Consider the following 14,687-nt stretch of genomic DNA (forward strand, 5'->3'; position numbering starts at 1 on the left):
CCTCATCGGGCGCCCTCGGGTCTTCCGCGCCCGATGCTTCAGACGGGTACCTTCTTCAGCATCTCGATACCGACCTGCCCGGCCGCGATTTCGCGCAGCGCGACGACTGTCGGTTTGTCGCGGCTCTCGATCTTCGGCGTGTGACCCTGTGCCAGTTGCCGGGCACGGTACGTCGCCGCGAGCGCCAGCTCGAAACGATTCGGGATCTGCTTCAGGCAATCTTCGACTGTAATGCGAGCCATGTTCGGGAATTCCTTCTCAATATGTTGCTTATTCTACCGTAAGTGCACAACTGCCCGCCTTCATTCGACATGGGGCAGATGAATGCCGAGCTCGACGAAAAGCTCGCTGTGACGCGCGTATTGCGAACCGAAACGCAGACGCGTCGCGTCGACGACACACTGCAGATCCGAAAGCGCGCGCTCGAAGTGCTCGTTGATGATCACGTACTCGGCCTCGGACGCATGCGCCATCTCGCTGCCGGCCGCGAGAAGCCGCCGCGTGATGACGTTCGGCTCGTCTTGCCCGCGCTTCTTGAGCCGAACCTCGAGCGCGTCGAGCGACGGCGGCAGGATGAAAATCTCGACGGCGTTGCGAAACCGCTTCTTCACCTGCTGCGCGCCCTGCCAGTCGATTTCGAGCAGGACGTCGTGACCGCTTTTCATCTGCTCTTCGATCCAGAGGCGCGACGTCGCGTAGTAGTTGCCGTGCACCTCGGCGCTCTCGAGGAACTCACCGCTCGCATGCCGCTCGAGGAAATCGTCGACCGTGGTGAAGTGATAATGCTGCCCGTCCTGCTCTCCCGGGCGCGGCTTGCGCGTCGTATAGGAGATCGACAGCCGGATCGCCGGATCCTTCGCGAGCAATGCGTTCACGAGCGTCGACTTGCCGGCGCCGGACGGCGCGACGACCATGAAGAGATTGCCGGGATAAGCGCCGGCATACGGATTGCGGGGCGCGGCGCCCGCGTCGCGTTGGGCGCCGCCTTCGGGCGTAGCATGGGTCATCGGTGTACTCACTTACTCCAGGTTCTGCACTTGTTCGCGCATCTGCTCGATCAGCAGCTTGAGCGTCATCGATGCATCGGCCAGCTCCTTCGCCGCCGCCTTCGAGCCGAGCGTGTTCGCCTCGCGGTTGAGCTCCTGCATCATGAAGTCGAGCCGCTTGCCGACCTTGCCGCCTTTCTCGATCACGTGCCGCGTCTCCGCGAGGTGCGCCGCGAGCCGCGAGAGCTCCTCGGCGATGTCGATGCGGATGCCGTACATCGTCACTTCCTGGCGGATACGCTCGGCGATCTCCTCGCGCGAGACGATCGTCGCGGCCGTGTCGGGGGCGGCAATGCCGAGCGCTTCCTGCAGGCGTTCCACGATCTTCTGCTGATGCTTGGCGATGAGTTCCGGCACGAGCGGCGCGATGCGCTGCAGGATCGCTTCCATCTCGGTCACGTTGTTGAGCAGCATCGTCGCAAGCTGCGCGCCTTCGCGCGCCCTCACTTCGATCAGCTCCGTCAAGGCCTGCTTGCCGCACGCGAGCACCCCGTCGCGCAGCGCCTCCGCCGAGGCCTCGCTTTCCGCCAGCACGCCGGGCCAGCGCAGCACCTCGCCGCTACGCATGCGCTCCGCGCCCGGAAACGCTCTCAGCACCGCCTGTTCGAGTTGAGCGAGCTGTGCGAGCACCTCGTGGTTGAGCGCGCCCGCGCTCGGCGCCTGCTCGCTGCGCTGCACGTTGATTCGGATGTCGACCTTGCCGCGCGAGAGCTTCGTCATCAGCATTTCGCGCAGCGTCGGCTCGCAGACGCGCGCCTCTTCAGGCATGCGGAAATTCAGGTCCAGAAAACGGGAGTTCACGGTGCGCAGTTCGACCGATACGCTCATGCTTCCAGTCGCCCCGGCAACCGCGATCTCGCGCGTGGCGCTCGCGTAGCCTGTCATGCTGTAAATCATCGTCCGTCTCGCGATTGAGAGTTGAGCGTGCATTATCCCATTTTTGCAACCGTCTCCTGGCGCAGGCGGCGCGCGACAACGGGCGGCGGCGGGCCTCGTCGGGTCGGCGGCGGTAAAATCGGGGTTTCCTTCCTTGCCCTCGCCCCCAACCATGACCGATACCGTCCAACGTCCGAGCGGACGCCGCCCCGATGAGCTGCGCGATGTGCGCATCACGCGCCACTACACGAAACATGCGGAAGGCTCGGTGCTCGTCGAGTTCGGCGACACCAAAGTGATCTGCACGGCGAGCGTGCTCGAGCGCGTCCCGGAATTCCTGCGCGATCGAGGTCAGGGCTGGCTCACCGCCGAATATGGCATGCTGCCGCGCGCGACGCACACGCGCAGCGATCGCGAGGCGGCGCGCGGCAAGCAGACCGGACGCACGCAGGAGATCCAACGCCTCATCGGGCGGGTGCTGCGCGCGGTGTTCGACCTCGAGCAGCTCGGCCCGCGCACATTGCATATCGATTGCGACGTGATCCAGGCGGACGGCGGCACGCGCACGGCGAGCATCACGGGCGCGTTCGTTGCGGCGCACGATGCGGTAACGAGGCTCATCGCGGCAGGCCGCATCGAGAGCTCGCCAATTACCGATTACGTGGCGGCGATCTCGGTCGGCATTTATGACGGAACGCCCGTGCTCGACCTCGACTACGACGAAGATTCGCGCTGCGATACCGACATGAATGTCGTCATGACGGGCAGCGGCGGGTTCGTCGAAGTGCAAGGTACGGCGGAAGGCTCGCCTTTTTCGCGGGCGGAGATGAACGCCTTGCTCGACCTCGCGGAGCAAGGCATCGGGCAATTGATCCAGAGCCAGAAGGCCGCATTGGAGACGGGGCGTGACTGAACGGAGCAAAGAGAGCGAAAGGAACACCTGCGCGACGCCGCAGCCGGTGCCCGGCACGTTCGGTCGCGTCGTGCTCGCCTCGAATAACGCGGGCAAGCTGCGCGAGTTCGAAGCGTTGCTCGGCGCGGCTGGAATCGAGCTCATCGCTCAGGGCCAGCTTGGGGTCACCGAGGCCGAAGAGCCGCACGCGACGTTCATCGAGAACGCACTCGCCAAGGCGCGGCATGCGGCACAGTCGACCGGGCTCCCTTCTCTCGCCGACGATTCCGGCTTGTGCGTGCGCGCACTCGGCGGCGCGCCGGGCGTGTACTCGGCGCGTTTCGCCCAAGCGCCGGGCGGCGAAAAAAGCGATGCGGCCAACAACGCACGCCTCATGGACGAGCTGCGCGGCGTGGCCGATCGGCATGCTTACTACTACTGCGTGCTGGTGCTGATGCGTCACGCCGACGATCCGGAGCCGCTAGTCGCCGAAGGCCGCTGGCACGGTGAGATTCTCGATGCGCCGCGCGGCGCGAACGGCTTCGGCTACGATCCGCATTTCTTCGTGCCGGCGCTCGGCGCGAGCGCCGCCGAACTCGAGCCCGCTGTGAAAAACACCCATAGTCATCGTGCGCTGGCGCTGCGCGCAATGCTCGCGCGACTCATGGAGGCATGATGGACGGGCCCACCCGAGACGGCGTCGTGACAGCCTTTCTCGCTCCGGGAAAGATCAGCTTGAGCTCGCTCCCGCCGCTCGCGCTGTACGTGCATTTCCCGTGGTGCGTGCGCAAATGTCCTTACTGCGATTTCAACTCGCATGAATGGAAAGGCGAGCGCTTCCCGGAGGACGATTACCTCGACGCATTGCGCGCCGATCTCGAGCAGGCGTTGCCTCTGGTCTGGGGGCGTCGCATCCATACGATTTTCATCGGCGGAGGCACGCCGAGCCTGCTTTCGGCGCGCGGGCTCGATCGGTTGCTTTCGGATGCGCGCGCCTTGCTGCCGATCGACGCCGATGCCGAAATCACGCTCGAGGCGAATCCGGGCACGTTCGAAGCCGACAAATTCGCGCAGTTCCATGCGAGCGGCATCAACCGGCTGTCGGTCGGCATTCAGAGTTTCGATGACGCCCATCTGAAAGCGCTCGGACGCATCCACGGCAGTGCCGAGGCCCATCGCGCGGTGGAAATCGCGGCTCGCCATTTCGACAACTTCAATCTCGATCTGATGTATGCGCTGCCGCGGCAGACGCTCGACGCTTGCCGGGCCGATGTCGAGACCGCGCTCTCCTATGCGCCCCCGCATCTCTCGCTCTATCACCTGACGCTCGAACCGAATACGCTCTTTGCGAAATACCCGCCGGCGTTGCCCGACGACGACGCTTCGGCCGACATGCAGGATTGGATTCATGAACGCATGGCGCAGGCGGGTTATGAGCACTACGAAGTATCGGCTTACGCAAAGCCGAACCGGCAGTGCAAGCACAACCTCAATTATTGGCGCTTCGGCGACTATCTAGGAATCGGTGCGGGCGCGCACTCGAAATTGTCGTTCGCACACCGAATCGTTCGGCAAGCGCGCTATAAGCACCCCGCCACATTCATTGAGAAGGCACGCGCGGGAACGCCGGTACAGGAGGAGCACGAGGTCGATACGCACGAGCTGCCTTTCGAGTTCATGCTCAACGCGCTGCGGCTGAACGAAGGATTCCCCGTTCATCGGTTCCTCGAAAGGACCGGGCTCACGATGACCTCGATCGAACCGGCGCTGCAAGAAGCAGAACGGCGCGGGCTGATCGTGCGCGACTACGAGCGCATCGCGCCGACGCCGCTCGGGTCGCGGTTTCTCAACGATTTACAGGCGCTTTTTCTACGTGATCGTAACGAAGGCGGCGCTGAGAGCGAGCCGGTTCGCTGACGCTGGCAGCGCCGGCGCCGGCGTTTCGAGTTACAATCGCCGTCCTCGGAGGGCTGGCAGAGCGGTTGAATGCACCGGTCTTGAAAACCGGCAAGGCTTCACGGCCTTCGTGGGTTCGAATCCCACGCCCTCCGCCAGAATATCTCGCAAGCCGTTGATTTTAAAGTGTTTTATAAATTGACTTGCGGAGCAACTATCAGTTCGACTATCAAGCCAATCCGCTCGAAGCAATCGCAGTTTCCCGCTTGTGATCGCGATCGCATACCGGGCAAGACGGAACGGTCGCATACCTGAATGCTTTGCAGGCGGAGCAACATCGCCAAGTCGTCCGAAGTCCCCCACCGCGACACTAGAAGAAGCCGCCAGGAAGACTCGAATGCACTCGGTCGCCAGTGACGCTTTCGAGGAACTCCTGCGGCAACATCCGTTCGAACACATCGAGCATTCGCGCGACAAGCGCCAAATGCTGATCCCAGTCGCCTCCTTCGACACGCCTCCAAGCGCTAGGCATATAGCGCACCAGAATGGATAACGCGTACAGGACAATCAAGCAGATCGCGCGATATTCGTGGACTCCAGCAAGCGGGGGGAGAATCAACGTGCCGCTCTGAGTGAACGGGCTGCGATGAATGGGGAGCACTTCATACCAGAACTGCGAACCCGAATGATCGACTCTCGCCCGGTACGTACGGCCGTCATCCTCGTCACCTTGCACGAGAGTAAGCTCGGCGATCGGCCACGTTGTCGAACGCAATCGATCCTCAGCCAAGCGGCCTGACTTGTCCACGAACCGCACATAGCTGCTGCCGACCGCCCTTGCCCCACCCATATGGTTCGACTCTGTGTCGAATATTGGTGTAACCCAGGAGGGCTCAAGATCATAGACATCAAAGAAGAGCGACCCGAGTTCAGGCAGCGTCGCAAGCAATTTGCCGAATGTGGTTACACAGTTGGCTGGGGTTTTGTCGACGTCGCTTGGCGTCTTTGGCTTCGCTCTCGGATAGCTATCGGTGCTGTAACCAAGGAATGTCGCCCAGCGTGGAAAAAAGCCTGTCGCAAGGACGCCAACATACAAGGCCCCGAAGTCGTCGGTCCCAGCCGGAACCGTGAACAGGCCATGTCCCTGCTTTGTCATACCCTCCACTTCATCTAAGTCGGCAGCGCCTGCCGGCGAGGCCAACATCTCGGCGAAAGCCAATGCTAGTGAACCATAGTACAGGCTGATAATGCGTCGATTCGCGCTCTCGTTGGAGGCGCCACGGAAGTAATCGGCAGCGTTTCGAATCGCATACGCTACCCCCGCTGACTTCAGCTTTCTCTGCTCCATCGATAGACATACGGAGTCCTGTTCCGCGCGACGCGCCACAAGCTTATCCGCAAGCTTCACGCTCCCCAGTTGCGTCAAATGCGCCCAAACCTCGTCGACTGGACGTTCAGCCGTGATGTGCCGCAGAGCGCGAGGCTTTTGCTTTTCTGTCGGCTTACCCGTTTCAGGTGCTACCTGTTTGTTCCACTCGACCAGAACCGGGAAAAAGTCATCAATCGGCGAAACGGGGGTTGAGATTCCAAACGCATAGCTCTCCACCTTGTACAGAGCTCCGTTGACGAATATGTGATCAACACATCCGTCCAGTTGCTTGTAGTGTCGGTTATCTGTCGCAGACGTGTACATCAGCGCTAGAGAGCGAGTCACATCGGACTTTTCAGCGCGAATGGTTATATATTCGCCGCCGTCATTCTCGCCTATGACCGTTGCCGCCCAACCGTGCGTTCGCAGAGGTTTGAGTATTTGCTGATCAGCCGCCCTGCGAAGGATGTTCATCCGCTGTTCGACGCCAATGCCTCCCATACGCCCCCCTTTGCTTCATTTGATTTGTGCGCTGTACGGCGTGGGCGACTGCGATATGAAATGTCGCTGCGCCAGCGTTCTCTCCGATCGGCAGCTAACGTTCTAGTTTTGACTGCCAGCGCGGGAACGCTTGCACGAAAGCCTCATCGATTTCGTACCCAAACAGGAGTTCATCACCGACCGTCGTTGTTTTCGGGTACTCAGGCAGTTGGACGGGTTGCCCAATCGGCTTCCCTCCCGTGAACGTCTCCACATCCTTGTGAAGCGCGACTAGTTCGTCTGTGCTCAGCCTGAACTTCAGGAATGACATTGTGGTCTCCCAGGTATGAATCATGAAATCGCCTGCCCGCATGGACACGGCACAGCGCCACGAACGGCATCAACGCTGCCTGCCAGGTCGAGCGGCTACCAAGCCGAATTAGAACCAATCATTTAGAGAGCAAGCTTGATTGAAGCGTCTCTAAACGCGCTCGAACGTCCACAGTCAATTTCCGCAGTCCTTCGCTGTTGTTAAGGTACCGAATGTGCCGAATGTGCGCCACATCAAACGGTACGTCATGAGCGCTCTGCGTGATCATCATGACCTCGCGGGGCAGCGCGTGCGCGATGCCCATCTCGTAAAACACATTTGCGTTTCGGTTTGTCAGGTCGCAGATAACGACGCTGGCTTTACACAAAAGCGTGACCACGTCCTGGATGATGTGGTCGCTAAGCCAGATATCGTCGGCTCGGGTTAAGGCCATTCCTGAGCTCGATGCGGCATCCACAAGGGCTTGATGCACCGGAGCAAACGCTGCATCGAACGGCATCATCGCGGCGACTAGCTTCGGGTCAGGCAGTACTTCTGGCAGTGCAAAAACCTTTGGGCGCTGTCGTGCGCCATTGCCCCGTTTAAGCAGCACGCGGAACAAGTCAACATCTTTAACCGACCAATGATTACGCGTGAACTCGTGAATCGAGGATTTGACATCGATGTCCAGTTCGGAGGCAAGAGCCGTGAGGACTGCGTTCGGAATGGGCGCTATATCAGGATCAAAAACATACTCTATCTGAACTTGCCCTCCCGCTTGCGCAGCCCTAATTATCGTCCCTACACGAGCTGGGGGTTGTGTGCCGTCCCAACTGGTCTCACTGGCGAAGATGGCGGGCAATTCCTTGAGCGCTTGCAGGTCCAAGATGCCGTTCGGCTTAAACCGCTCCGACAGATACTGGCTTGTGTATTCCAAGACCCGAGAACCATCGCACGTCCCTCGGTTGCCATCCCATTCTCTCGATGTAACGATCAAGCTGTACATGCATGACCCCGGACCTGTTTTCTAGTGCGTCCATTGTACTGCCTCAGCCTCGTGCCATATAAGCCCTAGCTTCCATTTATGGTGACATGGGTCATCGACTAACGCATTGAACGCCCGATCTGGCGGCCAACAAACAAACGTCCGTTTTGTTACCGGGCTGGAGATCGCCGCCGCAGTGGTAAACAATTCCTTGCAAACAATATGATTACCGCTTAAAATGGTTACCGCGATTATTTACCGGGGTAACTATGTCCCGCACGTTCCTCTACGCGCGTGTTTCGACCGCCGACCAGACCAACGACAACCAACTGCTTGAAGCTCGTACTGCGGGCTTTGTCGTCCAGCCGCGCCATACGGTTGCTGAGACGATTTCTGGAAATGTTCCGGCTGCGGAGCGCCCCGGCTTCTCGAAGCTGCTGGAGCGCTTGGACGAGGGCGATACGCTTGTCGTTACGAAGCTCGATAGATTGGGCCGCAATACGACCGACGTACTCGCGACAGTCGAGCGATTGGCCGCGCTCGGTGTCCACGTTCGTTGTTTGGCACTCAAAGGCGTTGATTTGACGAGCGCGTCGGGCAAGCTGCACATGACCGTACTCGCGGCCGTTTCCCAATTCGAGCGCGATCTACTCATCGAGCGCACGCACGCTGGGTTGGCTCGGGCGAGGGCCGAAGGAAAGAAGCTGGGACGTAAAGACTCACTTACGCGAGAGCAAAAAGAGGACATCCGGCGAAAGCTAGCGGCGGGCGCTACTGCGCGCGGGCTGGCGAAGGAGTATGCCGTTTCGCACCCGACCATCCTCAAAGTGACGCAACGCGGCTAACCCGAATTGTATAGTTGCAATATCCCGATTCTTGAGATCGAATGCGCGGAGGCGACCTATATGGAAGAAAAGCAAGTAAGCGATCGTGATTACTTTGTCGACCAAGCTGGTGCTAAAGCCTTCAACGAAGCTTTTCTGCGACTGGTGGCGGAGCAGCACAAGCAAATAGTCGCGCAGTACATGTCGGCGGAGAATTCGCTCCGCTTTCGCCACCGTGGTAGTTGGGAATACCCGGGCGCGCCGGAGGCTGTTGTAGGCCAACCTCGGCAACATTCATCGGCAGTCGAGACACAGTTCCAGCACTTGGTCGATAACGATCTCGACACCATCTATCGCAACGTCCAAACGCTGCGTGACGCGATGCATCGACAATTCGCTACGATGCTTTACTCCACGATGTCATCGGTCTGCGAACAAACGGGCAATATGGTTGACGCCAAGGCCGCGGGGTCTGTGGAAAACGCACTGCTCGAGATGATGGAAAAAATTGAGCTTGTCGCAGACCATAACGGCGAGGTCAGGCTCCCTCAAATTCATGCCAGCCCGGAGACTGCTGCTCATATGGCGGAGTCCTTGAGTGCCGTCTCGCCCGAATTCAAGCAGCGCTTGGACGATATTTTGCAGCTAAAGAGAGAAGAAGCAATTGCCCGCGAATCGGAACGCAAAGCGAAATTCGCGCGCTACGGGGACGACGCATGAGGATTCTGCTTTCGATCGGGTGCAACGAGTACGACCATGCCAATGTTCTTAAGGGTGCCGAAGCCGATGCCCGCAGGATGTTCGAGGCTCTCGTTCGTGCTGACATCGGCGATTACGACGAGGCCCGTTCGAAGCTGTTGCTTTCACCATCGGTAGACACTGTCCGTCAGGCCCTACGTGAAGCCCTCTTCTCTCATGGCGACGTCGACACATTTACGTTCTTCTTTGCTGGACATGGTGGTGTCCGAGCTGGAAGCTTCTACATGTGGGTCCGGGATACACGGTCCGATGCACAATCCATTACCGCTCTTTCTCTATCGGACATATTTCGCAGCATCAATGAGGCTGCGCCCGTGCAAAGCAATATCATCATCGACGCGTGCGAGAGCGGTGGCCTGATTGCTGATCTCGGCGTCTTGCTCAAGGCGGATATGCTCGGCGACGCTGGCACGCCTGGAATTACCCTTGTGGCTACGTCGGCACAGAATCAGTTCTCAGGGGAAACCGAATTGGGTGGCTTCGGCACGAACGCAATTCTGGATTGCATAGAAGGACGGGAGTTCGTGCAAGACACGGCAAGTGTCCTAGACCTAGTCGAAGTCGGGCGGTGCGTTTCTAATCGCCTTAGGGCTACGGATCAATCCCCGGTAGTGTGGGGATTGAATCTTTACGGTCCTCCGAAATTCTGCCGTAACCCGCACTACGGTAAAGACCCCGCAAAACCGCTCCGTGAGATCGCGCAATCCTGGCCAGCTGTCAGCGCGAGCGCGGCTCGCGAGCGCTACGACGATCTTTGGCGCGCGTACGCTTCTGTAAGTGGCGAATGGCATCCCCGATCGTTCTCCGATGCAATGGCCAAGGCATTATCGCCACTTGCCGCAACGTCCGAACTACTTGCTGGGTTTGCCGAGCGCTTTGGTGACGCGGCACTTGAGCGGGCTGAGTATTCCGATGATGCATTCAGGAAGGCGCAGGTAAGCGCAGCGCTTGCAGTATGCCTGCTACCATATCTCCAAACCGAATCGGTGGGACGTGCGGCTGGGCGATTCCTAGAGACGACGGGAGATCAGCTAATTGCTGCTGGTTCGAAATTGCTGAACGATTTGACCGGTGATGCCTATGCGCTTCTCGCCAGGCGAGGGGGCGGTCTTTCTGAGCTCTTCTACCTGCCGCTACGAGTCGCAAAGGTGGTGGGTTGGATGGCGGCCGCACCCGGGCTGTATAAGACTGACGATCCTCGACGGCGAACCGCCGAAGCGCTCTTCTCCAGGATTTTGCAGTCGCTGCTTGACCATTACCAAGGCTCGATCGTCGCGATGAGTGACGTCCAAGCTCCATATTGGGCGCTCGCGTTATCCCGTGCCGCACATCTTCATTTGGACCACCAAGCAGACGAACTGGCGGGGCTGCTTTTCAATTCCGTTGTCGCCTGCCGAGCACGTCTTGCGCGCTGGGATATCTCGCCGGAGTCGACGCTCGATTACTTACTTGCTCGACGCGAAAATGACTACTCCAAGGTGCATGACCTTGTGGAGCGCCCCCTCGAAACATTGACCGTCCTAATGAGGATCGCTCCGGCACTCGATCTCGGTCAGGTCTTCGACCAGGACTTATGGAAGCTCGACGGTGTGCCCTTTGCCGCCTATGTCACACCGGCGTTTTCCGAATATGGCGAGGATATGATGACTCACGGACAAAACTTGGCCTGGACGGTAGGTCATGACATTTTCCGTGTGGCCGATCTCGGTCGATCATGGCCCTGCTCTCACCCCGAACCCTCTTCCGCCACCGTGGTCGGAGCCGTCGTATTAGCTTCACTCCTATATCCCGACAGAGTTCCGTGGTTTTGCTTGGAAGGGCTGCCTACAAGGGATGCTGGTGCAGTCGAATGCACAACGATGCGCGCGTGAAATTGCGTGGGCAAAGCTGATCTTGCTAGACCAATTCTATCCGGGCATTGACGCTCTTATCGAGATCAGATTGCAATCACCTTCGAAGCGGAGCTCGCAGCATGAAGCTATCGGCATTTCTCGGCTGTTTTCATTCTGTCCGGAGGAATGTATTGTGTGGCGTGGGCGGGGATGAGGGTCACCCAACGGTCATGAGCGGTCGTTCGCTTGATTAAGCGCTACCTGTAGTGAACGGATATGAGGACCGCTTACTCCGCAGCAGCCGGTGGCGGACTCCAAAGCCTCTCTAGGTCTACGTCCTCACTGGCTGGCTGCTTGTTGTTCGGCAAGCGGTCCACCTGAATCACCATAGGCAGTTCGAACGCCGTACCCGTCACCACACAGCATCCTTGGGACAACCCTGGGATGAGTCCGCGCGAAAGCGCGTCCAGCGTCGAGATAGTGTTATCAATCAAATACAAATCTCTGTCATTCACTAGCCGATGGATAAAAAAATTGTGTAGTTGGGAAACGATCGTAGGCGAGATGTCGGCCGGCCGCTGGCTGGCAATGGTGATAAACATTCCAAACTTGCGTCCCTCCTTGATAATTTCCTCGAACTGCTCCAGCCGGTAGTCCTTCCAAGTTTCGCTTTCGCGCGTCGACTGGTCGGACAGAATGTTGTGCGCTTCGTCTACTATGAGATGGATGGTGCGGTCGGGCGGATTGGCGACCGTAGCTTTGTGACTGTTGTAGTAGTGTTTCGCGAACAGCAACGGCAAGACCTTTTTGACCTCGTTGTTGCAACGACGCATCGAGATTACCGTAAGCAAACGCTCGACTGGTGGAGCATTCGAAATCGACACGACCTTCCGAAGACTAACCAAAGAGGACTCGACGCGTTTGAGAAGAGGCTGGATATGTTCGAACTGAACGTATCCAGCGTTCAAGTCGGACATCAATTGCAGATTGACGCGTAGCACGAGTTGGTCGAATTCGTCGAGCCCCTGGACGTCAAGTGTGTCGACAGTTGGCGCAATGCGCGCGTTGTACTGTGCCCCATCGGGGTCGATGAACGCGCCTTGGTAGTTGAAGCGACCATTGCGATACCATGTAACGTTTGCCAGCAGATCGAGCAGCGTCTGGTTTCCCATGCGCCGTGCCACGGTTCGCATCAGGTCCAGCGTTGCGGGCTTGACTTCGCCAGCGCAAAACGACTGCTGGAATTTGATCTTTGCGTAGTTGGCCAGCGCCCCCGGGTTGGCTCCATACCTAAGCTTGCCCGCGATGACGCGATTGAGAAATGGGCGCTGCGTGTTGGCCGTGGCCTGGAAAAGCAGCGACATCGTTTCAAGGTCCCAGAACTCCTGCGGTGCTAGAGGGAAACGGGCCGTTGGGTCGTTCGGGCCGGGATCTGTTTGCGTGGACAACTGGTAGACCGTCTTGTGGATCGCCGGAGCTAGCTGCTCACCACCGTATTCGCCATTGAAGTCTAAGATGATAAAGCGGCTTTTCCCTGCGATGAGCGGTAGCTTGAGATCGAAGAGGACAGTATGAAGCTTAGCGAGAGTGTTCGACTTGCCGCTGCCAGTGTTGCCGAATATGCCGATATGGCTGTTGAAGAGACGCTTCCACGGCAGCCCGACCGCGATCTCCTCCTTCAGCATGCGCCCGATTCTAAATTCGGTGTCCGCCCCGCGATCGAAGATAGACCGGATTCTCTCCTCGGCAAGCAGGTAAGCCGCGTCTTGGATCATCGGCAGATACTTGATGCCCTGAGTGAAGCCGGTGCGGTCGAAGAAACCAATTGGCCTAGCCTCGACCTTCCGCACAAACGTCGTCCTGCCGTCGCGGGTCTCTATTCGACTCTCGTCCAAGAACTCACCTTCGACCATACAGATGATGTCGCGGAACCCGCGCTGGATCGACAGGTACTCGCGGATCGACACCCCCTTATATTTGTCGCCCGCGTGGAAAAGAGTTTCCTTGCTCGATTGCTCGTCGATTTTTAGGACCACCTTGGTGCCATGGACGGCGATGACTTCGCCCACGCGGATGCTCATAACAAGTCCTCGGCGCCCGCAGCGTCCGCCATCGGTGTCGCGGGCTCTGCTGGAGGAACTGTAGGCGCGGCGGATGTAGCCTCGAGTGCCTCTGGCCAGGCCAGCACTTGCTTATTGAAGAGGGTGAAGTCCATCACCCCTTCGTCGAGCACCACGCATTGGACGTTTCGATGACCTTTGAACTTGCCCGCCATTGCAGTGTGCCCCAACTTATTGAAGCAGCATACGAATACGTGCAAGCCGGGGTTGGAGAGGGAACGCATGACGAGGTTAAGGATGTGCTCGTCGGCGAACGAGAAACCAAAGGTGATAAGTACTGCGTTGGGCTTTTCGAGTTCATAGCTGAGCAGCCGCAACATCTGGTAATAGTGCTCCTCATAAACCGTCTCGTGGAACTTCCACTTCGTCGGATTCACGATGGGCATCTGTTCATACCTTGTCCAAAACGCCTTCATCGCCTCGTCGGTAAATCCTGGTTCAGGGAGGTCCGCAAGCGTGAGGGCTGGATTATCGAGGGCAGCGGAAAATGGTTGCAACAACTCGTTCGCTTCGTCATCAAGCAGAGAAGCACGTGCCGACAGGTCGTAGCCAACCTGAATCGCGGCGCCTAACTTACTCCAGTACACTGATCCATGCAGATGGATTAGGTTTATCTGCGGGATGCTGCTCTGATAGCGACCAAAAACCCCGGCCTGGCAAAGGTAAGCTCCGAAGTTCCTGGCCTGCAGAATGCGCTGGGTGAAGCCACGCGCTCCGTCGTTCAGCACGAAGTCAATCTGGCCTTCCCTGATGAGCGCGTCAGCCACGAGCGGGAAGCAGCCATCGTAGTTAGTCGTGAAAACGTTGCAGCGCCGATCCAGCGCCTTGCGGCGTTTCACCATCTCCAGCGCAGTCATCAGGAAGGTGCGGTAGTTCTTGATGACCGTGGCGCCTGAATCTGTAGCCATCGCGCCATCCAGGCTGAGCCGTTCAGCGGGCCGGATGCAGTTCGCGTAGTAGTGCATGAACAGCGGGATCAAGCGCCGGTCGTTCTCCTGCTCGAACTTGGTTGCAAGCTCTTCCAGGGTGTAGCGCGCGTCGCCGTCGCCAGTTCGTAGCTGCAACTGCAGGGTCGGCAAGAGGCCGAATGACGCGCCCGATCCAAACAAGAAGTTGATGTCCTTGTCATAGATGTCGCTGATTGCAATCACTGTCCCTCCTTTGCCGAATCACTGCTCGACTTGCGGATCGTGCAAGGAGATGACGCTTGCGGACATCGCTCCCCCGTTGCGCAACGCTTCGTTTATATTCTCGCAAGCAGACAAGTGCTCGCTTTGATGCTGCCTTCTTAGTGTTCT

The 14,687-nt window shown here is 58.6% G+C and carries 13 protein-coding genes and 1 tRNA gene; 7 read left to right on the forward strand and 7 right to left on the reverse strand.

Annotated elements, in window-relative coordinates:
- Positions 1 to 38: 38 nt before the first annotated feature.
- Genes rpoZ through B0G57_RS20540 form a run of 3 tightly spaced genes read right to left on the reverse strand, consistent with a single transcriptional unit; the run spans position 39 to position 1,943 of the window.
- Complete coding sequence (rpoZ, locus tag B0G57_RS20530; RefSeq protein WP_006999799.1) at positions 39 to 242, reverse strand: DNA-directed RNA polymerase subunit omega; 204 nt, start codon at positions 240 to 242, stop codon at positions 39 to 41.
- A gap of 60 nt (positions 243 to 302) precedes the next feature.
- The gene (gene gmk / locus B0G57_RS20535; protein ID WP_026229645.1) at positions 303 to 1,007 is read right to left on the reverse strand and encodes a guanylate kinase; all 705 of its coding nucleotides are present in this window, start codon (positions 1,005 to 1,007) and stop codon (positions 303 to 305) included.
- 12 nt (positions 1,008 to 1,019) lie between these two features.
- On the reverse strand, positions 1,020 to 1,943 hold the full coding sequence (locus B0G57_RS20540) for a YicC/YloC family endoribonuclease (protein ID WP_018440552.1): 924 nt from the start codon (positions 1,941 to 1,943) through the stop codon (positions 1,020 to 1,022).
- 151 nt (positions 1,944 to 2,094) lie between these two features.
- On the opposite strand from B0G57_RS20540, the gene rph reads away from it, so the two are divergent.
- From rph to B0G57_RS20560, 4 genes are all read left to right on the forward strand, one after another.
- Positions 2,095 to 2,835, forward strand: coding sequence for a ribonuclease PH (rph, locus tag B0G57_RS20545; RefSeq protein ID WP_018440551.1), 741 nt, complete (start codon positions 2,095 to 2,097; stop codon positions 2,833 to 2,835).
- 46 nt (positions 2,836 to 2,881) lie between these two features.
- Complete coding sequence (rdgB, locus tag B0G57_RS20550) at positions 2,882 to 3,490, forward strand: RdgB/HAM1 family non-canonical purine NTP pyrophosphatase (protein WP_026229644.1); 609 nt, start codon at positions 2,882 to 2,884, stop codon at positions 3,488 to 3,490.
- Positions 3,490 to 4,731 carry a radical SAM family heme chaperone HemW gene (gene hemW / locus B0G57_RS20555; RefSeq protein ID WP_018440549.1) on the forward strand — a complete coding sequence of 414 codons (1,242 nt, stop codon included), beginning with the start codon at positions 3,490 to 3,492 and terminating at the stop codon, positions 4,729 to 4,731. The genes rdgB and hemW overlap by 1 nt, the downstream gene beginning before the upstream one ends.
- A 47-nt stretch (positions 4,732 to 4,778) precedes the next feature.
- Positions 4,779 to 4,868 (forward strand) — tRNA-Ser (locus B0G57_RS20560).
- 212 nt (positions 4,869 to 5,080) lie between these two features.
- On the opposite strand, the gene B0G57_RS20565 is transcribed toward B0G57_RS20560, so the two are convergent.
- Positions 5,081 to 6,553, reverse strand: coding sequence for a YaaC family protein (locus B0G57_RS20565; RefSeq protein WP_199189642.1), 1,473 nt, complete (start codon positions 6,551 to 6,553; stop codon positions 5,081 to 5,083).
- Between the two features lie 455 nt (positions 6,554 to 7,008).
- Positions 7,009 to 7,806 (reverse strand): hypothetical protein, encoded by a 798-nt coding sequence (locus tag B0G57_RS20575; protein ID WP_018440546.1) that lies wholly within the window; start codon positions 7,804 to 7,806, stop codon positions 7,009 to 7,011.
- A gap of 317 nt (positions 7,807 to 8,123) precedes the next feature.
- Here B0G57_RS20575 and B0G57_RS20580 point away from each other — a divergent pair, with 317 nt between their 5' ends.
- From B0G57_RS20580 to B0G57_RS20590, 3 genes are read left to right on the forward strand one after another with little or no spacing between them, the layout of a single operon-like run.
- The gene (locus B0G57_RS20580) at positions 8,124 to 8,699 is read left to right on the forward strand and encodes a recombinase family protein (RefSeq protein WP_018440545.1); all 576 of its coding nucleotides are present in this window, start codon (positions 8,124 to 8,126) and stop codon (positions 8,697 to 8,699) included.
- 60 nt (positions 8,700 to 8,759) lie between these two features.
- Positions 8,760 to 9,398, forward strand: a complete 639-nt coding sequence (locus B0G57_RS20585) for a hypothetical protein (RefSeq protein ID WP_018440544.1) — start codon at positions 8,760 to 8,762, stop codon at positions 9,396 to 9,398.
- Complete coding sequence (locus tag B0G57_RS20590) at positions 9,395 to 11,308, forward strand: caspase family protein (RefSeq protein WP_018440543.1); 1,914 nt, start codon at positions 9,395 to 9,397, stop codon at positions 11,306 to 11,308. Before B0G57_RS20585 ends, B0G57_RS20590 begins: the two co-directional genes overlap by 4 nt.
- Positions 11,309 to 11,556: 248 nt before the next feature.
- Here B0G57_RS20590 and B0G57_RS20595 read toward each other — a convergent pair whose 3' ends face one another.
- Positions 11,557 to 13,350: an ATP-binding protein gene (locus B0G57_RS20595; protein ID WP_018440542.1), complete on the reverse strand. Its 1,794-nt coding sequence runs from the start codon at positions 13,348 to 13,350 to the stop codon at positions 11,557 to 11,559.
- On the reverse strand, positions 13,347 to 14,540 hold the full coding sequence (locus B0G57_RS20600) for an SIR2 family protein (protein ID WP_018440541.1): 1,194 nt from the start codon (positions 14,538 to 14,540) through the stop codon (positions 13,347 to 13,349). The genes B0G57_RS20595 and B0G57_RS20600 overlap by 4 nt, the downstream gene beginning before the upstream one ends.
- Positions 14,541 to 14,687 lie beyond the last annotated feature (147 nt).

Source organism: Trinickia symbiotica, from assembly GCF_002934455.1.
In the GTDB taxonomy this organism is placed as follows: Bacteria; Pseudomonadota; Gammaproteobacteria; order Burkholderiales; family Burkholderiaceae; genus Trinickia; species Trinickia symbiotica.